Annotated in this window: 20 protein-coding genes, 1 tRNA gene and 2 pseudogenes; 16 read left to right on the top strand and 7 right to left on the bottom strand. The window is 74.5% G+C overall.

The window, feature by feature from the left end; translation table 11 throughout:
• Positions 1-47: 47 nt before the first annotated feature.
• The 4 genes from IE326_RS20735 to IE326_RS20720 all read left to right on the top strand — a co-directional run bounded on the left by IE326_RS20735 (position 48) and on the right by IE326_RS20720 (position 3,538).
• Positions 48-851 (top strand): 2-keto-4-pentenoate hydratase, encoded by an 804-nt coding sequence (locus IE326_RS20735; protein WP_150226293.1) that lies wholly within the window; start codon positions 48-50, stop codon positions 849-851.
• A 9-nt stretch (positions 852-860) separates the two neighbouring features.
• Positions 861-1,871 (top strand): acetaldehyde dehydrogenase (acetylating), encoded by a 1,011-nt coding sequence (locus IE326_RS20730; protein WP_190042564.1) that lies wholly within the window; start codon positions 861-863, stop codon positions 1,869-1,871.
• Positions 1,868-2,899 (top strand): 4-hydroxy-2-oxovalerate aldolase, encoded by a 1,032-nt coding sequence (gene dmpG / locus IE326_RS20725; protein WP_150226291.1) that lies wholly within the window; start codon positions 1,868-1,870, stop codon positions 2,897-2,899. Before IE326_RS20730 ends, dmpG begins: the two co-directional genes overlap by 4 nt.
• A 99-nt stretch (positions 2,900-2,998) precedes the next feature.
• Positions 2,999-3,538, top strand: a complete 540-nt coding sequence (locus IE326_RS20720) for a hypothetical protein (RefSeq protein WP_190042563.1) — start codon at positions 2,999-3,001, stop codon at positions 3,536-3,538.
• A gap of 170 nt (positions 3,539-3,708) precedes the next feature.
• On the opposite strand, the gene IE326_RS20715 is transcribed toward IE326_RS20720, so the two are convergent.
• Positions 3,709-4,056, bottom strand: a complete 348-nt coding sequence (locus tag IE326_RS20715) for a hypothetical protein (RefSeq protein ID WP_190042562.1) — start codon at positions 4,054-4,056, stop codon at positions 3,709-3,711.
• 306 nt (positions 4,057-4,362) lie between these two features.
• The gene (locus IE326_RS20710) at positions 4,363-5,403 is read right to left on the bottom strand and encodes a hypothetical protein (RefSeq protein ID WP_190042561.1); all 1,041 of its coding nucleotides are present in this window, start codon (positions 5,401-5,403) and stop codon (positions 4,363-4,365) included.
• A 306-nt stretch (positions 5,404-5,709) separates the two neighbouring features.
• Between IE326_RS20710 and IE326_RS20705 the strand changes: the two genes are divergently transcribed.
• Positions 5,710-6,084 carry a DUF6896 domain-containing protein gene (locus IE326_RS20705; RefSeq protein WP_229915531.1) on the top strand — a complete coding sequence of 125 codons (375 nt, stop codon included), beginning with the start codon at positions 5,710-5,712 and terminating at the stop codon, positions 6,082-6,084.
• A 62-nt stretch (positions 6,085-6,146) separates the two neighbouring features.
• Here IE326_RS20705 and IE326_RS20700 read toward each other — a convergent pair.
• A pseudogene (locus tag IE326_RS20700) lies at positions 6,147-6,577 on the bottom strand (transposase); the annotation flags it as partial.
• Positions 6,578-6,931: 354 nt separating this feature from the next.
• On the opposite strand from IE326_RS20700, the gene IE326_RS20695 reads away from it, so the two are divergent.
• Positions 6,932-7,564 carry a class I SAM-dependent methyltransferase gene (locus tag IE326_RS20695; RefSeq protein ID WP_190042559.1) on the top strand — a complete coding sequence of 211 codons (633 nt, stop codon included), beginning with the start codon at positions 6,932-6,934 and terminating at the stop codon, positions 7,562-7,564.
• A 146-nt stretch (positions 7,565-7,710) separates the two neighbouring features.
• Here the strand turns inward: IE326_RS20695 and IE326_RS20690 are convergent, their stop codons facing one another.
• Together IE326_RS20690 and IE326_RS20685 are read right to left on the bottom strand one after the other, a co-directional pair.
• Entirely contained in the window at positions 7,711-8,544 is an 834-nt protein-coding gene (locus tag IE326_RS20690) for a restriction endonuclease (protein ID WP_229915530.1), read from the bottom strand.
• Positions 8,545-8,755: 211 nt separating this feature from the next.
• Complete coding sequence (locus IE326_RS20685) at positions 8,756-9,337, bottom strand: TetR/AcrR family transcriptional regulator (protein ID WP_150232316.1); 582 nt, start codon at positions 9,335-9,337, stop codon at positions 8,756-8,758.
• Positions 9,338-9,434: 97 nt separating this feature from the next.
• On the opposite strand from IE326_RS20685, the gene IE326_RS20680 reads away from it, so the two are divergent.
• The 5 genes and pseudogenes from IE326_RS20680 to IE326_RS20660 all read left to right on the top strand — a co-directional run bounded on the left by IE326_RS20680 (position 9,435) and on the right by IE326_RS20660 (position 13,730).
• A complete protein-coding gene (locus tag IE326_RS20680; RefSeq protein WP_190042558.1) occupies positions 9,435-9,944 on the top strand; it encodes a VOC family protein in 510 nt (169 codons plus the stop codon).
• Between the two features lie 347 nt (positions 9,945-10,291).
• Positions 10,292-10,874, top strand: a pseudogene (locus IE326_RS20675) (DUF6817 domain-containing protein).
• A gap of 102 nt (positions 10,875-10,976) precedes the next feature.
• Positions 10,977-11,546, top strand: coding sequence for a TIGR03086 family metal-binding protein (locus IE326_RS20670; RefSeq protein WP_190042557.1), 570 nt, complete (start codon positions 10,977-10,979; stop codon positions 11,544-11,546).
• Positions 11,547-12,062: 516 nt separating this feature from the next.
• Complete coding sequence (locus IE326_RS20665; RefSeq protein WP_190042556.1) at positions 12,063-12,992, top strand: ion transporter; 930 nt, start codon at positions 12,063-12,065, stop codon at positions 12,990-12,992.
• Positions 12,993-13,073: 81 nt separating this feature from the next.
• The gene (locus IE326_RS20660; protein WP_190042555.1) at positions 13,074-13,730 is read left to right on the top strand and encodes a flavodoxin family protein; all 657 of its coding nucleotides are present in this window, start codon (positions 13,074-13,076) and stop codon (positions 13,728-13,730) included.
• Positions 13,731-13,777: 47 nt separating this feature from the next.
• Here IE326_RS20660 and IE326_RS20655 read toward each other — a convergent pair whose 3' ends face one another.
• Positions 13,778-14,062 carry a DUF6480 family protein gene (locus IE326_RS20655; protein ID WP_190042554.1) on the bottom strand — a complete coding sequence of 95 codons (285 nt, stop codon included), beginning with the start codon at positions 14,060-14,062 and terminating at the stop codon, positions 13,778-13,780.
• 99 nt (positions 14,063-14,161) lie between these two features.
• Positions 14,162-14,638 (bottom strand): DedA family protein, encoded by a 477-nt coding sequence (locus IE326_RS20650; RefSeq protein ID WP_150226280.1) that lies wholly within the window; start codon positions 14,636-14,638, stop codon positions 14,162-14,164.
• A 352-nt stretch (positions 14,639-14,990) separates the two neighbouring features.
• Between IE326_RS20650 and IE326_RS20645 the strand changes: the two genes are divergently transcribed.
• The 5 genes from IE326_RS20645 (at position 14,991) to IE326_RS20625 (ending at position 20,592) form a co-directional block, all read left to right on the top strand.
• Positions 14,991-15,063 (top strand) — tRNA-Arg (locus IE326_RS20645).
• Between the two features lie 57 nt (positions 15,064-15,120).
• Positions 15,121-16,275 carry a leucine-rich repeat domain-containing protein gene (locus IE326_RS20640; protein WP_190042553.1) on the top strand — a complete coding sequence of 385 codons (1,155 nt, stop codon included), beginning with the start codon at positions 15,121-15,123 and terminating at the stop codon, positions 16,273-16,275.
• A complete protein-coding gene (locus tag IE326_RS20635; RefSeq protein ID WP_190042552.1) occupies positions 16,272-18,137 on the top strand; it encodes an ankyrin repeat domain-containing protein in 1,866 nt (621 codons plus the stop codon). Before IE326_RS20640 ends, IE326_RS20635 begins: the two co-directional genes overlap by 4 nt.
• A complete protein-coding gene (locus IE326_RS20630; RefSeq protein WP_190042551.1) occupies positions 18,134-19,366 on the top strand; it encodes an AAA family ATPase in 1,233 nt (410 codons plus the stop codon). Before IE326_RS20635 ends, IE326_RS20630 begins: the two co-directional genes overlap by 4 nt.
• Before the next feature lie 14 nt (positions 19,367-19,380).
• Positions 19,381-20,592, top strand: a complete 1,212-nt coding sequence (locus tag IE326_RS20625; RefSeq protein WP_190042550.1) for a vWA domain-containing protein — start codon at positions 19,381-19,383, stop codon at positions 20,590-20,592.
• Positions 20,593-20,670 lie beyond the last annotated feature (78 nt).

The raw sequence follows: 20,670 nt of genomic DNA, 5'->3' as shown, positions 1-20,670 counted from the left end.
AACGCCTTCGTGGAGTCCGCCGCCCTCCATGCAGCAGATTGAACGCCATGCCCCAGAACCCCCCTGTCGGCCCCGACAGCATCGCCGCCGCCGCGGACCGCCTCCACCGGGCCGCCGCCACCGGCACCCCCGCCGCCCCCGTGCGCGACCTGATCGGCCGCGACGACGTCACGGCCGCGTACGCCGTCCAGCAGCGGCTCACCGCCGAGCGGATCCGGGCGGGCGCCAGGGTCGTCGGCCGGAAGATCGGCCTGACCTCCGAGGCCGTGCAGCGCCAGCTCGGCGTCGACCGGCCCGACTTCGGCGTCCTCTTCGACGACATGGCGTACGCCGACGGCTCGACCCTGCCGGCCGACGCGGTCCTCCAGCCCCGCGTCGAGGCCGAGATCGCCTTCGTCCTCGGGGCCGACCTCGCCGAGGGCCCTCTCGACGACGCCCAGGTGCGGGCGGCCGTCGACCACGCCGTCGCCGCCATCGAGATCTGCGGCAGCCGGGTCGCCGACTGGGACATCAGCTTCGGCGACACGGTCGCCGACAACGCCTCGGCCGGCGCCTACGTCCTCGGCACCCGGCGCGTCCCCCTCGCCGGCTTCGACCCCGTCGCGGCCGAGATGACCATGACCGTCGACGGCGAGACCGTCTCCACCGGTACCGGCGCCGCCTGCCTCGGCGACCCCGTCAACGCCGTCGTCTGGCTCGCGCGTCAGGCCCGTGACCTGGGAGAACCGCTCCGCGCCGGTCAGGTGGTCCTCTCCGGCGCCCTCGGCCCGATGCGTCCCGTGACGCCGGGCGCCACCGTCCACGCCACCGTCACGGGCCTCGGCCCGGTGTCGGTCGCCTTCTCCGCGTAAGGAGCGACGATGAACAGGACCAAGGTCGCCGTCATCGGCTCGGGCAACATCGGCACCGACCTGATGATCAAGATCATGCGCACCGCGCACCACCTGGAGATGGGCGTCATGGTCGGCATCGACCCGGCCTCCGACGGCCTCGCCCGCGCCGCCCGCCTCGGCTTCGAGACCACCGCCGAGGGCGTCGACGGCCTGCTGAGGTCGCCGCTGATCGACGAGATCGGCATCGTCTTCGACGCCACCTCCGCCCGCGCCCACCAGGACAACGACGCGAAGCTGCGCCCGCTCGGCATCCGCGTGGTCGACCTGACGCCGGCCGCGATCGGCCCGTACGTCGTCCCGGCGGTCAACCTCGACGAGCACCTGGACGCGCCGAACGTCAACATGGTCACCTGCGGCGGCCAGGCCACCATCCCGATCGTCGCCGCCATCAGCCGGGTCGCCCCCGTGGCGTACGCCGAGATCGTCGCCTCCATCGCCTCCCGGTCGGCCGGCCCCGGCACCCGGGCCAACATCGACGAGTTCACCGAGACGACCTCCGAGGCGATCGTCCGGGTCGGCGGCGCCCGCCGCGGCAAGGCGATCATCATCCTCAACCCCGCCGAACCGCCGCTGATGATGCGCGACACCGTCTTCGCCCTGGTCGCCCTCCCCGCGGGTGAGGCCGCCGAGGAGGCGAAGGAGCGGATCACGGACTCCGTCCGCGCGATGGTCGCCGAGGTCTCCGCGTACGTCCCCGGCTACCGGATGGTCCAGGACGTCCAGATCACCGGGATCCCGGACGACCAGCCCGTCGGCACGCTCCTCACGGAGGACACCGCCGCCCGGCCGACCCACCAGGTGTCGGTCTTCCTGGAGGTCGAGGGCGCGGGCATGTACCTCCCGGCGTACGCCGGGAACCTCGACATCATGACCTCGGCCGCCGTCCGGATGGCCGAGAAGATCGCCGAGAAGGGCGCGGTGAGGGGTGCCGCGAAGGACGCCGTGACCACTACCCCCGCGAAGGAGGCCGTGAAGTGAGCATCCCGATCTTCGTGCAGGACGTCACCCTCCGGGACGGCATGCACGCCGTCCGGCACCGCATCACGCCCGACGACGTCAAGCGCGTCGTCCTCGCCCTGGACGACGCGGGCGTCGACGCGATCGAGGTCGCCCACGGCGACGGCCTCGCCGGCGGCTCGCTCAACTACGGGCCCGGCTCCCACACCGACTGGGAGTGGATCGAGGCCGCCGCCTCGGTCCTGAGGAACGCCCGGCTCACCACCCTGCTCCTGCCGGGCGTGGGCACCGTCCACGAACTGAAGCACGCCCACTCCCTCGGCGTGCGCTCGGTGCGCGTGGCCACCCACTGCACCGAGGCCGACGTCTCCGCCCAGCACATCGCCGCCGCCCGCGACCTGGGCATGGACGTCTCCGGCTTCCTGATGCTCTCCCACATGGCCGAGCCCGGGGAACTCGCCCGGCAGGCCAAGCTGATGGAGTCGTACGGCGCGCAGTGCGTCTACGTCACCGACTCCGGCGGCCGGCTGACGATGAACGACGTCGCCGCCCGGGTCCGCGCGTACCGCGACGTCCTCGACCCGGCCACCGAGATCGGCATCCACGCCCACGAGAACCTCTCGCTCTCCGTGGCCAACTCGGTGGTCGCCGTCGAGAACGGCGTCCGCCGCGTCGACGCCTCCCTCGCCGGGCACGGCGCGGGCGCCGGCAACTGCCCCATCGAGGCGTTCGTCGCCGTCGCGAACCTCTCCGGCTTCCGGCACGGCTGCGACCTGGCCAAGCTCCAGGACGCCGCCGACGACATCGTCCGCCCCCTCCAGGACCGCCCGGTCCGGGTCGACCGGGAGACGCTGACCCTCGGGTACGCGGGCGTCTACTCCAGCTTCCTGCGCCACGCCGAGACCGCCGCCCGGCGGTACGAGGTCGACGTCCGCGACATCCTCCTGGAGTGCGGCCGGCGGCGCCTGGTCGGCGGCCAGGAGGACATGATCGTCGACATCGCCCTCGGCCTGCGCGGAGCGGCCGGACCGGCACGGGCGGCCGGGTGACCGACCCGTGGTGAAGGGCGGGGGAGGGGAGAACACCGCCGGAAGACGGGGCCCAGGGGCGGGACCGGCCGCAGGGTAGGTTGCGGAGCGGACGAGCACATGACCGAGGGGGAGACCGTGACGCAGTACCTGGGGCCGCTGGAACGGGTCGGTGACCGGTGGGTCGTCGGCGACCCGAACCGGGCGGAAGGATCGTGCCTGGTCCTCGCCGCCGGGGGCATGGAGCACCGGGTGCGGGGAGCGGCGGAGCCCCGGGCCTTCGTCGAATGGAACAGGATCGGCCACCTGGAGCTGAGGGCCACCATGCGGCCGTGGATGGCCACCCGCACCGGAGGGACCGTCCTCCAACTCGGCGGCGGCTACATGGACGGCGGACGCGACGGCTGCTCCGTGTCGGGCCTCCTCCGTCCGCACGAGCCCTGGTCGGTGAACTACACCCACCACGAGCGCACCTACACGACCATGCACATGGCCCTGGCGTGCGATCTGTTCGCCAAGGCGTCCGAGGCGAAGGCGCTGCACCGCCTCGGCGACCCGGAATGGCTGGACGCGGTGATCGCCCGGCTGGCCCCCACACCACGCTGGACCCCCTTTCCGGGCCGCCGCGTGAACGAGGTCATCGAACTCCTCGGCACCTGACTCCCGAAACCCCGGCCGTACGCGAGGCCCCACCGGAACGCGCGGCGTCAGATGCGGGGCCGGGCCGGAACGGGCGGGGTTCATCCGCGCAGGACGGTCACGCGCGCACAGCGTGAAAGGCGTGCACCCGGACGACGGCCCGGGTGCACGCCTCTCCGCGGCGTCGGCCGTCAGGAGGAGCGGACCTGGATCTCGCCGATCCCCGACCCCAGGCTCGAACAGTGCGCGGTCGACTGGCTGGAGTCGCCCGGTGCGAGGCGGATGTGTTCACCGTCCACGTCGGGCGACCAGCCGCAGACCAGGTGGACCCAGAAGGTGATCGGCTCGCTGCCGACGTTGGTGCACAGCGCCCAGCCGGTGTAGTCGTCGATGTTGTGCTTGCCCTTCTCGCACGAGAGTCCGTGGGGGTCCGCGGCGGGGGCGGCCACCGCGGCGGGCGCCGCGGCGGACAGGGCGAGGGCTGCGGACGCGGCGAGGGCGGCACGCACGGCGACGCTCGCCTTCCTGTTGTTCTTCAAAGTGTTTCTCTCCGTGAGGTCGGACGGTTTCTCCGCGCACTCTGCCGCTGCCGAACCGGACCAAAACTACGCCCGGCTTCACCGTCCGTCAGCGAAAGGATTCAGCACCCCGAAGGAGGCGCGCTCCGTCCCGCATGACCCGAAGGCACGCTGTCCGCCGTCCCGGGCATCGGTGACGGATCCCATGACCCGGTGCGCCCGCGGCCCGTACGCACGGCCGGTCGGCGCGGGATCCGCCGCCCCCCGTGGACGGGCGAGGGAAGAGAGGGGCGCCCGGACCGCCGCGACCTCCGGGCGGGGCGTCCCTCAGGCGGTGAGTCCAGGAGGCGCGGGGGTGGCCGCGTCCGGGTTGGGCCGCCACGTGCCGGTGAAGGGGAGACGGTTGTCCACCCAGAGCACACCGGCCAGTTCGGCGGGCATGGTCCAGCGCGGCGGGTCGAACGGGTCGATGTCCACGGGGTGGTGGATGAAGGAGTCGCCGAAGCCGAACTGGGCGCTGACCGTCGCGATGCCCTGGAGCAGGTCGTCGAGGTCCTGGAGATCGAGGCCCGTGAACCGGTCGGCCCCGGCCGCCACGATCAGCGGGAGCCCGGCCTCCTGGGCGAGCGCGCGGTACTTGGCCGCCTTCTGCTCGATCCGGGCGGCGACCGGTCGCGCGGAGACGACCCCGGCCATGTTGCTCGGCGGGACGAGGACCGTGCCCATCCCGGGCGGCCTCATGGCCCGCCCCGTACGCGGGTCTGCCCGCAGCAGGAAGGTGTAGCCCTCGCTGCGGAAGACCACCTGGTGCAGAGGGGAGAGCAGCGCCCGGCGCAGGTCCTGGGCGATTTTCTTCGAGGTCCGCGCGTCGGGGGCGGGCGGAGGACCGGACCGGTCGGCGTCCACGGTCAGGACGACGGGGACCGGTATCTGCTTGAGGCGCTCCACCAGGCCGTGCCAGGCCCGGATCCGCGCGGTCGTCCCCTTCTGCGGGCTGTGGGTGCAGACCTCGACCAGGGCGACCGGCGTGCCCTTCTCGTCCACGACCGTCCAGTCCGGCGTCAGCGTGCCCCACTGCCGCTCGAACTCCACCCCGAATCCGCGTTGCCGCAGTGCCGCGCCGGCGGCGAGCTCGATGACGTCGGGCCAGAAGTTCTGGTCCCGCCAGAGGTTCGCGGCGAAGGTGGCCGCGGTCGGCTCGGGCAGCAGATCCAGCTGCTCGTCCAGCCAGACCCGCCACGGCTCGTACTCCTCCAGCACCGCCAGGTCGTAGGAGAGCATCCGGTTCTCCGGCGGACGCCTGCCGTAACGGTCACGCTGCTCGGCGACGAACTCCGGACCGAAGCGCCCGGAAGATGCAGTGTTCATGGCCCCGGATTCTCCGGCCTTCTGGCCCACCGCACACCCGACACGAACAATTCCGCACGGGTACCGCCTTCCCCGGCACACCGTTCCGCAGCGCCGGACCACTGGGGGCGGGCCCGTCACGCGCGGCGCCCACGCGCTCCGGACGCCCGGCGGAGCGTCCCCGCGGTCCCCAGGGGGCCGCCTTACCGGATCGTTTCGGAATGCCGCCCCGCGGAGACGCGTGAAGCCCGTGGAACAATCCCCCTTCAGCCATGGGCTTCAGGGGGAGGACGTCGTATGGAACGGGTTGGGGCTGCACGGGAGCTCGTGCTGGGTTACGTCGACGCTCTGAGTGCGGCTGATGAGGCCATGAGGGCGGCGATCCCCTCGCTCGAGCGTCTCGCGGATGTCCTCGACTTGGTCCGTTCGCGCCGGACCATCAGCCGGAGGGGGCAGGCCGGCACCTACTCCTACACGGTTCATGGGGCGGGATGCCGCTTCGTCGGCGACAACGGCACCGAGGTCGACGTCGACTTCGCGCCCGACGGGAGCGAGATCTTCGACCTCTGGCGGCTGCGCTGGTACGGGCTGAGCCTGCCCGAGCCCCTTGACGTCACGGATCAGGACCTGCGGACCGCCGTGCGGTCTCTGGAACCGCTTTTGACCGAGGTGCGACCGGGGTGGTTCAGCGTCGCCGGCTGATCGCTTCAGGACCAGGTTCGCAGGCGGTGGAGACGTATGAGGCTGCGGGCCGGTTCGAGCAGACCCTGGATCGACGGAGCGGCGTCGATCCAGGGGTGGGAGCGGGGTGACGTCGTGCCGGTTGCCGCCGGTGGGCGTGACGGCGACCGGGGTTCCGTGCCGGTCGACGATCAGGTGATCCTCCGAGCCGGAGCGTGCCCGGTCGACGGGCCAGGGTCCGATTGAGCGCCCGGACGTGTGATCCGTCCAGGGAGCAGACGTCCAGGCTCCGCAGGCCGCCGCGACGAAGCTCGGTCAACAGGGCCGCGTGCAGGTGCGGCTGGACACCGGCCTCGGTCCAGTCCCGCAGACGGCGCCAGGCCGTCACCCCGGACCGGCCCACCGCCTCCGCGGGGACGTCACGCCACATGACACCGGTCCGCAGCCCGCACATGACGCCGGCGAGAGCCGCTCGGTCGGGAACAGGCAGCCGCCCCGGGTGGCGATGGCACCGTTCGGGGCGGGCTGCAGCAGCGGGGCCACCCTGCCGACCAGGACGGCCGAGTGCAAGATCCACGGCTCGGCTCATTCCGAAACGACAGGACGCGGCGAAGTCCCGGACGAAGCTCCACGCGTCACCGCGGCCGTCGACGCCCCTGGCGAGCGATGCGGCAAGATCGAACCTTTGTGTCGTGTGGGGACGGTAACCGTTCCGCCCATCGACCCCCGCGCGGCCCGTCCGGGCGTTCCCCCCACCCGCTCGTCCGTCGTCGTGGCGGCCCTCGGGAGCTGCTCCTTCGGCTTTTCGGGCACCGCCTAGGATGGGGAACATGAACAGGACCGCGTCAGCACCCACAGGCCCACGCCGATGACGGCGAGGCGGACCCGCTGGCAGGAGGCGGGCAACAGCGGGAACTACGGCAAGCGGTTCGCCGAACTCGTCTCCGCGGGCGAGGACGTCGACGGAGAGGCGCGGCTCGCGGACACGCTCCTGCCGCGTGGCGCCCGCGTGCTCGACGCCGGTGCCGGCATGGGACGGGTCACCGCGGCGCTCCTGCGCCGGGGGCACGACGTGGTCGCGATCGAGCCCGACGAGGCTCTGGTCCGGCAGGCCCGGGAGACCTACCCCGGGCTGCCGATCGAGGGGCGCGACATCCTCGACCTCGGCCCCGACGACGGCCCGTTCGACCTGGTCGTCTGCGTCGGCAACGTCATGCTCTACCTGGCCGAGGGCACCGAACGCGAGGCCCTGCGCGCGATGCGCGCCGTCCTCGGCGAGAACGGCCGGATCCTGGTCGGCTTCCACCTCCAGGACCGGCCGCCGCACGCCCACGCCTACACCGCGGCCGAGTTCGAGGCGGACCTCACGGCCGCCGGACTCCGCGTCGCCCTGCGGGCGGGCACCTACCAGCTGCACCCCGCGAACGAGGTCTACGGGGTCTGGGTCCTGGACTGCGCCCAGGACGAGGCCGGCAGGCAGCCCCCGGCTCGGCGCCCCTGAACGGATCGGCCCGGCGCTCCTGAACGGACCCGCCCGGCTCCGCCTCGCGCGGAGCCGGGCGGCGATCGCGAGGGCCGTGACCCTGCTGGGAACTCGCCCAAGGGGCGGCCGGGGGTGGTCGCGGCTCCGGTCTCCAGCCGGTCGTCTCAGGCGGTGTCGCAGGGGCTGCCGTCCCGGGGGCCAGGGGCCGGGTCCCCCGCCCGGGCGGCCCAGGGGGGCGGTGCCGTCGACGCGGTCCAGGCCTCCAGTTCCGCACCGTCGACGCAGACGATCCCGCAGGAGGCCGCGTACTCCAGGGCGGGCTCGGTGAAGGAGCTGGTGGTGACGAGGACGGCCACGTCGGCGTCGTGCACGGCGTAGCAGGTGCCCCCGAACCGCTGGAGGTCCGGGGACCCCACCCGGTGGCCCTCCCCGTACTGCTTGCACTGCAGGACCACTCGCAGTCCGGCGGGGGTCGTCGCTATCACGTCCGCGCCGAGGTCACCGGCGCCGCCGACGACCTCGACGGGGGAACAGCCGTCACGGGCGCACAGGGCGGCGACCGTGTGCTCGAAGCCGTCCGGATCGACGGCCCGGTGGTCCAGTGCCTCGGAGTCGACGGCGGGCGGCGGCGCGGGCGGGGCGTTGAGGATTTCCGTCCCGTGGTCGCCGGCGTCGGGCAGGGGGATCGTGTACGCGACTTCGCCGACGCCGTTCTCCGCCGGGGCGTCCCACTCCCTCCGGTCCCGACCCCGGACGCGCGTCGCCGCGACCCTGCGCCGCCGGCTCATCGCCGCTCCGACGCCCAGCAGCAGCGCGAGGGCCGCGAGGACGACGGGGAGGTACGAGCCGGTCGACCGAGCCGTCCTGAGCATCAGGGCCGCGCCTCCGGCGACCACCCCCACGAGCCCCACCACGAGCACCAGGTCCCGCCCGGACCGTGCCGAGCCCTCCCGGTGCCCCGTGCCCCCGCCCACGTTTCTGTCGTCGGCCACTGTCATACGGCCCCCCTCCTCCTGCGGGCCCGTCTTCCTCCGACCGGCCCTCCCTGGCACTGGCCCACCTCACCCCGACCGCACCGCCGAAACTCGTTCGGGGCCATGACGGCCGGACGCCAGGGGGAACACGGGAGGACGCGGGGTGGGGGAGGTGCCCCCGTTGCCCGCCGCCGGCCCCACGCCCCTGCCGCTCCGGACGGGAGCCGGCGAGGGATCAGGCGGGGATGCGCAGTCCCTCCAGGAGGCGGTCGAGTGCCTGCTCCGCGGCCTGTGGGGTCCCGCCTCGCGCGATCCAGAGCGCGGCCTCGTTCATCGCTCCCGAGAGCAGCCGGGAGAGGGGTTCCACGGGCTGATCGGGGACGACCCCGGCCGCGACGAGTGCCGTCAGGGCTTCTCCGAGGTGTCGGGCGGAGGACTCCTCGTCCGTGGCCCGCCACTCGTCCCAGCCCAGGACGGCCGGCGCGTCGACCAGCAGGATCTGCCGTACCGCCGGGTCGGTTCCCGCGGCGAGGAAGGCCCGGCAGCCTGCCCGGAGCTGCTCCCAGAGATCCTCGTGCCGCTCGGCCGCGGTCGCGACCCGCTCGCCCAGTTCCTGCTGCACCTCCCGGACGACGGCCCGGAAGAGCCCGGCCTTGCTGTCGAAGTGGTGGTAGGCGGCTCCCTTGGTGACCCCGACGGCCCGCGCCACCTCGGCCAGCACCACGTGGTGGTACCCGTCGGCGGCGAACCGCCGCCGCCCTTCGGCCAGCAGCACGCGCCGCGTGGCCGCCCGCTGTTCCGCCCGGCTGACCGTCATCGTGCGCACCGCCCTTTCCTCTTCACATACCGAGGGTATGCTAGCGCCACGATTCGCATACTTCGGGTATGTGAAATGGAGCGGAAGGATTTCTGCCATGGCGAACGAGCCCACGACCACGATTTCGCCCACGACCACGACCCCGACCGCGGCCCTGTCCAGGACCACGACCACGGCCCCGCCCAGGACCAGGCTCAGCGGCTTCTATCCGGTGCTCGCCACCCGGGACGTGGCCGCCTCCCGCGACTTCTACACCCGCCACCTCGGCTTCGACGTCACCTTCGAGGCCGACTGGTACGTCAGCCTGCGCCGCCCCGACGCCCCGCAGTACGAACTGGCCCTCCTCGACCACGCCCACCCGTCCGTCCCGGCGGGCCACCGGGCCGCGCTCCAGGGCGGCCTGCTGCTGAACTTCGAGGTGGACGACGTCGACGCCGAGCACCAGTGCCTCGTGACCGAAGCCGGCCTGACCGAAGTACTGCCCCTGCGCACGGAGGAGTTCGGCCAGCGCCACTTCATCCTCGCCGCCCCCGACGGTGTGCTGATCGACGTCATCACCGTCGTCCCGCCCGGCGAGGAGTACGCCGCCCGGTACACCGGCGCCTGACCCTTGGTCTTGTCGACGGCCGAAGGGGCCGGGGACCTGAGGGCGAGTCAGGTTCGGTAAGAGGGGGAGGAGGACGACGGTCGCCGGACCGACGCCGATCTCCGCCCGGGACTCGTCCATGACCGTGCCGGACGGGGAGCCGATCCCTGCGGGGGACGGTACGGGGGCCGTACGGATCGCAGGCTGCGGCGACTTCGAGCCTGAGGAGCGGCACGGCGAGTGCGTGGGGAGCTGTCGGTGCAGGGCTCTGACGGCAATTCGGCCGGTGCCCCGGGAGGATTCGGGTCGACGCAGATGTCGTGCGGGTGCCGGCCCGCCCGTTGATGAACTGAGGGGACATGGACACCATGACTGCTCTTCCCGACGCGACCGATCGGGCTGTCGCCCTGTTGCGTGAGTTCGGCGCCGAAAACGTCGGTCATCCCGGCGGTACTCTCCTCACCCACCTCCGACGCGTACAGGCGCGGCTCGCGGGGTGGGGGGCCCGTCCGGCTCTCCGGGCTGTGCCACGCGTTCTACGGAACCGACGGGTTTCCGGCGGCGCTGCTGACGCCGGACCGCCGGGACGACCTCGTGGCGGTGATCGGTGCCGAGGCCGAGGCGATCGTCTACCTGTACGCGTCGTGCGACCGGAAGGCCACGTACCCGGCACTCGACCGGGCCGATGCCGTCTTTCACGACAGGTTCACCGGCCGCTCCCATGTGCCGGGGGAGCGGATGCGCCGGGATTTCGCCGAACTGTCGGCCGCCAACGAGATCGATCTCGCCGTCATCGACTCCGGCTTCCGCGAGGAGTGGGGGCCGGAGCTGCTCGCCCTGTTCGGCAGGGTTCAGGACCTGCTGAGCGCCGACGCCTGGCGCGAGTGCCGCACGGTGCTCGCCGCCCCTGTCCCCCCGTCTACGGACCGGCGGACCGGTCCGGGCCTGTAGGCGCGGGGGAAACCCGGGGGAAAGCGGAGGGGAGCGGGAAAAGGGGAGGGCTGTCGCGAAAGTTCAAGACGGGGTGGGTGGGGGGTTCCTACCGTGGGCGTCATGAACGAGACCCACCACCACCTCTCCGTCTGTACCGCCGAAGCCGCCCGGGTCACCCGCGGCGTCACGCCCGAGCAGCTCGCCGAGCCGTCCGGCTGCACCGGCTGGACCGTCCGTGAACTCGCCGACCACCTCGTCCTCTATACCGCGCACGGCCTCGAACACCGGGCCCTGCGCACCCCGCTCCCCGACGAACTCGTCGCACGCGCGTTCACCGCCGAGACCGACTGGTCCGAGCGGTACGCCGCCCAGCTCGACCGGGCGCTGGCCGCCTGGGCGAAGCCCGAGGCGTGGGAGGGCGACATCGACTTCGGCGGCGGCAGCGCGATGCCCGCCCGGGAGGTCGTCGACATGCTCGTCGCCGAAGCCGCGCTGCACGGCTGGGACCTGGCCCGCGCCACGGACCAGGACTTCACGCTGCCCGAGGACACCGCCGCGTACCTCCTCGGCGTCGTCGAGCGCTACGCCGAGATGTACCGCGAGTACGAGGGCTTCGCCGCCCCGATCCCTGCCGAGGACGGCGCGACCACCCTCGACCGCGCCCTCGCGGCGAGCGGCCGCAAGCCCTGAGCGACCTGAGCGACCCGGACGCTTCAGACGGCCCTGAGCGACCCGGACGCTTCAGACGGCCCTGAGTGACCCGGACGACCCAGACGACCCGGACTGTCTGAGCGACCCGAATGATCTGAGCGGGTTCCGGCGGCCGAAGGGTGCGGGGGAGTGAGGAGCCGGCCGGGCTGCGTACGGCTGGAGGGCGGCCCGGCCGCGCGGGTGCCGGAGCGGGCCGTCCCCCCGCCCCGGTGACCCCCTGCCCCGGTGGCTCCCCCCCGGCGGCCCCCGGCACCATCCGGACCCGCGTTAACGATCTTGGGGCGGAGCGGTCACGGACCCGGGGGGTCGGAGGGGGCCCGATGCGCGGTCTTTCGCCGTCGCGGATGAATCGTTCCCCCAATTCCCCCGCACCCCGCAGCCCAAGATCTTCCCGGCGCGTTAGGACGGGCAGGAAGCCCACTTCCGCAGTCCTGCACCCCACGCCCCGCACCCGCACCACAGCCGGTGTCCGGCGCACGTCCCCCGGAGACCTCCATGACCACCGCCCCGGCGCCCGCCCGGGTCCGGATCGCGGCGACCTGCCGCGCCCTGACCGATTCCCCCGCCTTCTCCCTCACCGTCCTCGCGGCGATCCTGCTCAACGCCGTCCTGCTGGGCGCGGAGACCTACCGCGGCTTCGCCACGGAGCACGCTGTCCGGCTCCACTGGGCCGAACACGGCTGCCTCGCCTTCTTCACCCTGGAGATGCTGCTGCGCCTGGCCGCCCACGCCGACCGGCCGAGGGAGTTCTGGCGCGACGGATGGAACGTCTTCGACCTGATCGTCGTGGCCTGCGCCTACATTCCCTTCGTACGGGAGAACGCCACCGTCCTGCGGCTCCTCCGCATGGTCCGGGTCCTGCGCACCGCCCGCTTCCTGCCCCAGCTGCGCATCCTGTTCATCGCCGTCTCCCGCAGCCTGCCCGGCACCGTCAGCTTCCTCTTCGTCGGCGCCGTCGTCCTCTACGTCTACGCCATGGTCGGCTGGGTCTGCTTCGGTTCCCACGACCCGGCCCACTTCGGCTCCCTGGGCCGGGCCCTGCTCACCCTCTTCCTCCTGATGACCCTGGAGGGCCTCCAGGACGCCATCTACAACGGGCTGGCCATCTCCCGCCTGAGCCTCTTCTACTACGGCTCGTACGTCCTGCTGGCCTCGTTCGTCCTGGTCAACGTCCTCATCGGCGTCGTCCTCAACAGCCTGGACGAGGCCCGCGAACTCGACAACGCCGCCCTCGACAACGCCACCCTCGACACCGGCAAGACCGGCGCCGGCGCCGCGCCCGCGACGCGGCCGGGGGAGGGGCACCCCGGGGAGCTCGCCGCGCGCATCGCCGACATGCGACAGGCCCTCGACACCCTCGAACGGTCCCTGAGCACCGGGCCGTCCGCCACCCGCGACCAGGAGCGCATGACGACCATCGCCTGATCGGCGGACGCCGACTCCCTCTTTCCGGCTCCTGTTTCCGTACGGGAGGGTTCGTCCGCGTCCCGCGGGTAGCCGGGGAGTATGGCTTCCTACGATCACCCGCCCCACCAGGACCCCACGCCCGACGACCGTACGGCTCCGCTCCGTGCCGTCGCCCTCGTCTGCACGCTCTCGCCCTCCCCCGCTCCGTCCAGTTCCCAGCTGCTCGCACAGCAGGTCCTGGACGAGCTCGCCGGCCACGGGGTCACGGGGACCCTCGTCCGGATCGCCGACCACGACGTGCGGTCCGGCGTGGCGACCGACATGGGCGACGGCGACGCCTGGCCGGACATCCGCGCGGCGGTCCTCGCCGCCGACATCCTGGTCCTGTCCACCCCGATCTGGCTCGGGCACCCCTCCAGCATCGCCCAGCGCGTGCTCGAACGGCTGAACGCCGAACAGTCGGAGACCGACGAGCAGGGCCGCATGACCACCTACGGCAAGGTGGCCGCCGTCTGCGTCGTCGGCAACGAGGACGGAGCCCACAAGGTCAGCGCCGACCTCTTCCAGGGCCTGAACGACGTCGGCTTCTCCCTCGCGCCCAACGCCGTCACCTACTGGGTCGGCGAGGCCATGCAGAGCACCGACTACCAGGACCTCGACGGCACCCCCGAGAAGACCAAGGCCACGACCGCCGCCCTCGCCACCCACACCGCGCACCTCGCCCGGCTCCTCCGGGACGCCCCCTACGCATCCTGAGGAACCGGGCGGAACGGGCCCCGGGCCGACGCCGGCCCGGGGCCCGTTCAGTCGACCATCAGCATGATCCCGTACACCGCGAAGAACAGGACGAAGACGAGCACGACGAGCGCCAGGACCAGCATGGGGCCCGCGGCCCAGCCGGACTTCAGCGGCCGGTACGGGCCGGTCCCGGTGCCGGTCCCCGACTCGGCGGGCGGGGTCTCCCCGGGCGGCACCCCTCTCCGCGCGCCGCTGCGCGACCCGAAGCCCGGTTCGGGCGCGGGTCCGAGTACCGGTTCCGGCCCCGGAGCGGCACGGGGGTCCGGGTCGGGGTTGCTGGGGACGGTCATGCTCCTCACCTCCACGCGGCGGACCGGCCGGCCGCCGGCTCCCTCACCCGCGACTACCCGGCGCCCCGGCCCGCAACCGGCCCGCCGCGGCGGCTCCGCTCACCCCGCCAGGTCGTCGCCCGGGGACGGGGCCGCCCGCCTCCTGCGGACGACCACCGCCCCGCACGCCGCGAGGACGAGGACCGCCACGGCGGACACCCCGAGCGCGGTCCGCTCGGCGAAGAGCCTGGTGAGCACCTCGAAAATGCCGAGTCCCACGGTCGCGTAGAGCAGGGCCCAGGCCGCTCCGCCCACGAAGAGGGCGGGGAGGTAGCGCGGCAGCGGCATCCGCATGCTGCCCGCGAGGAAGTTGGCGGCCGTCTGGAAGCCCACGGTCAGGAAGGAGACGGCCACCACGGGCGCGCCCCACCGCTGGATCGCCCGCTCGGCCCGCTGGAACTTCGCCGAGGAGATCCGCGCGGCGAATCGGCTGCGGCGGGCACCGGCGGCGGCGAGGCGGCCGACCGCGAAGGTCCCTCCGGCGCGGAGCAGCACGATGACGTACAGGGACACTGCGGTGAGCGCGACCTTACCCACGGCGCCCCGTTCCGCACCCGGACAAGGACCCGCACCCGCGGCCGGACCCGTACCCGTGCTCGGGGCCGCGCCCCAGGTCCCGCCCCGTCCGCGCGGCCGTCCCGTCGCGGTGGGCGCGCGGTGCGCGAGCCCGGTCACCGTTCCTCACCTGCGCCCCGCCTCCGCCCGCTTCCGTCGCCTGGAACCCCGGCCCCGCACGCCACCCACACCGTGCACGTCACGCGAAGCAAGGAAGGCAAGCCTAACCGAACCCGTGGGCGGTGGATACGCCCCCTCTCTCTTGCCGCCCCCCTGCCCTCTCCCTCCCGCCCCTGCCCCCGCGCGAAGGGGCGTGACTATGATCATCCGCAGCAAGGCCGTAGCGCAGAGGTCGTCGCGCCCACGCTGCGAGCGGGAGGACGTCGGTTCGAATCCGACCGGTCTTGCGCCTGCTTGATGTCGACGCGTACGCCGGGCCCCGGCGGAGGACCGGTGGAGTGGTGATGGACCAGCCGACAACGCCCGTGCGCTGCCCCGCGATCGGACGCACCGACCCGCCGGACCCCGGCCCCGCGTCGCTCGCGCCGCTGCTGGAACGGCTCGCCGACCCGCGGCCCGTCACCGGGGACGAGACGTTCCCGCTCGGCACCCTGCGCGCCGACGGCCGGGTGGACCTGTGCAAGCAGGGCCTCGGCCCCGTCGGCACGGCCCGCCTGCTGCCCCTCGCCGTCCGCTCCCCGCGCGCCGCGCACCTGCTGCTCGGCACCGACTCCCTCGGCGACGAGGGCGCCCGGTCCGTCGCCGACGCCCTCACCGCCGCGCGGGACGCCGGCGCCGCGCACGGCATCCGGACCCTCTACCTCGGCTGCGACCGCATCGGCCCGGACGGCGTGGCCGCTCTCGCCGACGCGCTCGCCGGGGACACCACGGTGCGCGCCCTCTGGCTCAAGCGGAACCCGGTCACGACGACCGGCGCCCGCGCCCTCGCCGCGCTGCTCCGCCGCAACCACGCCCTGCGCACCCTGGACCTGGTCAACTCGGGGATCGGTTCCGAGGGCGTACGGATCCTCCTCGACGCCCTCCTCGACCGTGAGGCCCCGCTCGAACGGCTCTTCCTCGGCGGCAACGGCCTGACCGCCGACGACGCCCCGCTGCTCGCCGCCCTCGTCCGCGACGCCGGCGTCCGCGAACTCCGCCTGCCGGCCAACCACCTCGGCGACCGGGGCGCCGCCGTCCTGGCGGCCGCCGCCGACCCCGCCCGGCCCGTACGCCTCGGCCTGGGCGGCAACGGCATCGGCCCCGAGGGCGCCCGCCGCCTCGCCGACGCCCTCCACGGCATCGAGGCCCTCGACCTAGGCCGGGCCCCGTCCGAGCGCGGCCTCGGCGCCCCGGGCAACACCACCGGCGACGACGGTGCCCGGGCCCTGGCCGCCGCCCTGCCCGGCAGCCCGCTGCGCCGCCTCGAACTGAGCCACACCGGCCTCACCGGCCGCGGCGCCAGGACCCTGCTCGACGCGCTCCCCGCACGGCACCGCCTCGAACACGTGGGTCTCGGCCCCGGCACGCCCCGCCGCGTCAAGCGTTCCCTCGCCGAGCGGCTGCGGCCCGCCGCACCGGCCCACCCCGACCTGCGGGCGATCGGCAGCGTGTACCGATGACCACGCGTCCCGCCCTGCCCGGTGGCCTCTCCGCCGAGGACCTCTCCTCCTGGGCGCGGGTGCGCCGCCACGCCGTGCCCCGCCGGATGATCGAGCGCGCCACGGAGGCCCGGGAGGCCGGCGACTGGCGGGCGGCCTGCGCCGCGGCCGCCGTGGACGTGCCCGACGACCTCGACCCCGGGCGGGCCGCCGACCGGTACGGTGCCGAGGTCGCCGCCCGCCTCGCCGACGACCTGCGGCACCTGGCCCCCGACCTGCTGCGCTGGCACCTGCCGCGCGCGCTCGGCGGCCACACCACGCTCGCCCCCTACCGCCGCGTCGTCCTCGCCGTGTACGGCGACCCCGGCCCCGTCCTTTCGCTGACGAACACCCCGATGCTGGGCGGACCGCAGCGCCTCCTCCTGCACTTCGGCCCGCCCGCCGAGCCCGCCCGGGACATGCGTCACGGCCTGTTCCACACCACCGAGGACTGGACCGCCGCCCGTCGCTTCTGGGACGCCCGCCGCGCCGGCGAGCTGCGCTGGAGCGCGGGCCCCGTCGACCCCGAAGGACCGGACGGCCCCGCGGCCGGCGGCCGGCTGCCGTTCCTGCGCCCCGACGGCACCCCCCTCGCCGCCGGGGAACTGCCGGACGAGGACCCGGGCCGCGCCGACCCGGCCGCCCACGCGGAGTGGATCGCGGTCCTCCAGGCCCGCGGCGAGCACACCGAGGCGTACGCCGCCGCCGGACTCGGCCTCGACCTCACCCCGCCGCCCCAGGGACCGGACTCCTACCGGCTCCTCGACGTCGGCGGGCTCACCTCCTTCATCGCCCCCGACCTCACCCGCCTGGCCCCCGAGATCCGCCGCCTCGCCCGCGCCGGCCGCGGCCCGCGCTTCCGCATCGACCTGCAATGGCGGGGCCACCTGCGGGCCGCACTCGATCCGGACGACCCCGAAGGGGCCCCGCCGCGCGTCACCGGCCACGAGCGCGGCCAGGAGGGCGGAATCCCGCGCCTGCCCTCGTACGTCTGGCAGCGGCTTCCCGACATCGGCCTGCTGCGGGCCGGCCGGATCCGGCCCGAGGAGCTCCACCCGCTGGTCGCCGCCGCGCTGTTCCCGCACGCGGGACCCGTGGCCGGCCCGCCCGAGCCGCGGCTGCCCGAGCCCGTCAGGATCCGCTGCGGCGGCGCCTGGCACGAGATCGCGTCGCGCGACGGAGCGCTGAAGGGCCCGCACACCGAACAGGAGCGACGGCGCGAACTGGCGCTGCGCGCCTTCGGCGGCACCATCGGCGGCTGCTTCGCCGCCCACGCCGCGTGGACCAGCGGCGAAGGGTGGCTCCCGCGCGCTCTGCGGGAGCAGCGGCAGGAGCTGTTCCTGCACGTCCAGCACGGCGACACGGAAACCCTGCTGGCGCTGCTCGACGCCGGCACGGACCCGTACGTCCGCGACCGCAAGGGACGCGGCCTGCTGCACGTCCTCCCTCTCGTCGACCACCGGCCCCTGCTGCCCCGGCTGCTGGCCGCCGGACTGGACCTGGAGGCGAAGGACAAGACGGGCCGCACCCCGCTCCAGAGCGCCGTCCACGACTGCGGCTCCGTCGCCCTGGTCCGGGACCTGCTCGCCGCCGGTGCCAGGATCGACGTCACCGACGAGACGGAGACGTCCCTCGCCCAGGCGATCCGCCGCTACCAGCGGGCCGACCTGATGTTCCTGCGCCGCCGCGTCCTGCGGGAACACCCGGGCCTGGGCGCCCGCTGGGTCGACGCCCTCCTGCAACGACATGCGCGGTACGACACCTCCGGCATCGACTGGGACGCGGACGAGGAGCCGCCCGCAGGAGGCGCCCCCGCCACGGACGACGAGGACACCCGCCCATGACCGCTCCCGCACCCGCCGCCGTACCGGGGCCCACGCCCGTACCCGTACCCGTACCGGCGCCCCTCGCCGCCGCCGACGCCCTCAACGCCCGCCTGGACGGCACGCGGACCGAACCGGCCGACAACCCCCAACTGGAGGCCCTCGCCCTGGCGGTGACGGCGAATCAGCCCGTGTTGCTGTGGGGCGAGCCCGGCATCGGCAAGTCCGCCGGCATGCAGCAGCTGGCCGCCGCCCTCGGCGTGCGCCTGGAGACCGTCGTCGCCAGCGTCCACGAACCGTCCGACTTCGCGGGCCTTCCCGTCGTCGGCGACGACCCGGCCGCCTCGGGCGTGCCGATGGCGCCGCCGGACTGGGCCGTGCGCCTCGCCCGCACCGGACACGGCCTGCTGTTCTTCGACGAGCTCTCCTCGGCGCCGCCGGCCGTGCAGGCCGCCCTGCTGCGCGTCGTCCTCGAACGCCGGGTCGGCAGCCTCGCGCTGCCCGCGTCGGTCCGCATCGTCGCCGCCGCCAACCCGCCCGCCAGCGCCGCCGACGGCTGGCACCTCAGCCCGCCGCTCGCCAACCGCTTCGTGCACCTCGACTGGACGCACGACCCGCGGACCGTGGCCCGCGGCATGGCCGGCACCTGGCCCGAGACGGCCCTGCCGACGGTGGACCCGGGCCGCGTGCCCGGCGCGGTCGCCCGCGCCCGGGGCGTCGTCAGCGGCTTCCTGACCGCCCGCCCCGGCCTCGCCCACCACATGCCGAAGGACGCCGAGGGCCGCGGCCGCGCCTGGCCCTCGCCCCGCACCTGGGAGATGGCGCTGCGGCTGCTGGCCGCCGGATACGCCTCCGGCGCCGGGCGCGAGGCGCGGGCCGCCGCCCTGACGGGCGCCGTCGGCGAGGCGGTCGGCATCGAACTCCTCGCGTACCTGGAGAACCTCGACCTGCCCGACCCCGACCGGGTGCTCGCCGACCCGGACGCCTTCGCGCTGCCCGACCGCGGCGACCGCCAGCTGGCGTTCCTCGTCGCCGTCGTCGCCGCCGTGCAGAGCGAGCCGACCCGCCCGCGCTGGGAGGCCGGCTGGGCGGTCCTCGCCAAGGCCGTGGACGCCGGAGTGCCCGACGTGGCGGCGCGGGCGGCCCGCGACCTCGCCGCGATGCGCGAACCGGACTGGCCCGTCCCGCCCGGCATCGAGGCATTCCTCGAACTGCTCCAGCTCGCCGGCGCGCTGCCGGGCGCCCGCTGACCGGCGGCCCGCCCGTGCCCCCCGCCCCCGTCCCCGCCTCCGGCGACGGGCTCGACCGCGCCAAACTGCTGGCCGCCCGCTACAAGGCGGCGGAGGCCCGCCCGTACCTCGCCTCCGCCCTCTACGCCCTGACCGTCGTCCCGTCCCGGCGGGTCGGCACCATGGCGGTGGACCGCAGGTGGCGCTGCTACGTCGCGCCCGCCTTCGTCGACGCGACCGGAGTCGGGGAACTGGCCGGGACGTGGATCCACGAGGCGGCCCACCTGCTGCGCGACCACCACGGCCGCGCCGACCTGCTGCCGGCCGCCGACCGGCACGACCGGCTGCGGGTCAACATCGCCCAGGACTGCGAGATCAACGACGACCTCCTCGCCGACGGACTGCGGCTGCCCCCGGGGATCGTGGAGCCGCGCCTGTTCGGACTGCCCGCGGGCCGGCTCTTCGAGGAGTACCTGAAGGACGTCCCGGCCTCCTGCCCCCACCCCCCGGACTGCGGGTCCGGCGCCCACGGCCTCCCCGCGCCGTGGGACCTGGGGGAGTCCGGCGCCACGGACGGCGTCGGCCCCGTCGAGGCCGAGGCCCTGCGCCGCAGCACCGCCCAGGCCGTCCGCGCCCACGCCCGGACCCGAGGGACGGTGCCGGCGGGCTGGAAGCGCTGGGCGGACGAGGTCCTGGAACCCGCCGTCGACTGGCGCAGGGCCCTCGCCGGCGCGGTCCGCGAGGCCGCGGCCTGGGCGGGCGGCGCGGTCGACTACACCTACCGCCGCCCCTCGCGCCGCACCGCGGCCCTCGGCGGGCGGGTGGTGCTGCCCAGCCTCCGCCGGCCCCTGCCCCGGGTGGCCGTCGTCGTCGACACCTCCGGCTCGATGGGCGACGACGACCTCGCGGCCGCCCTCGCCGAGGTCACGGGCGTGCTGCGCGAAGTGGGCGCGGGCGGCAACCGGGTCACCGTCCTCGCCTGCGACGCCGCCGTGCGGGCCGTGGCCCGGGTGAGCGCCGTCGAGCAGGTCGAGCTCGCGGGCGGCGGAGGCACGGACATGGCCGCCGGGGTCCGCGCGGCGCTCGCCGTCCCCGACCCGCCGAACATCGTCGTCGTCCTCACCGACGGTCACACCCCCTGGCCGCCGGAGCCCGTCTCCGCCCGCCTGATCGCCGCCCTCATCGGCCCCGACGCCCCGGAGCCCCCGCCGTGGGCGGAGACCGTACGCGTCCCCGCACCCCGCTGACGCACCCCCGCCCCCGGACGGGGAGGACGCTCCCGAGTGGTGGCTTCGGCCGGGAGCGCCCAGGCTGGGGGGTGCGCG

This window comes from Streptomyces filamentosus (genome assembly GCF_014654895.1).
In the GTDB taxonomy this organism is placed as follows: Bacteria; Actinomycetota; Actinomycetes; order Streptomycetales; family Streptomycetaceae; genus Streptomyces; species Streptomyces filamentosus.
The sequence above is the reverse complement of the archived record's forward strand: the minus strand, read 5'-3'. Positions and strand labels throughout refer to the sequence as shown.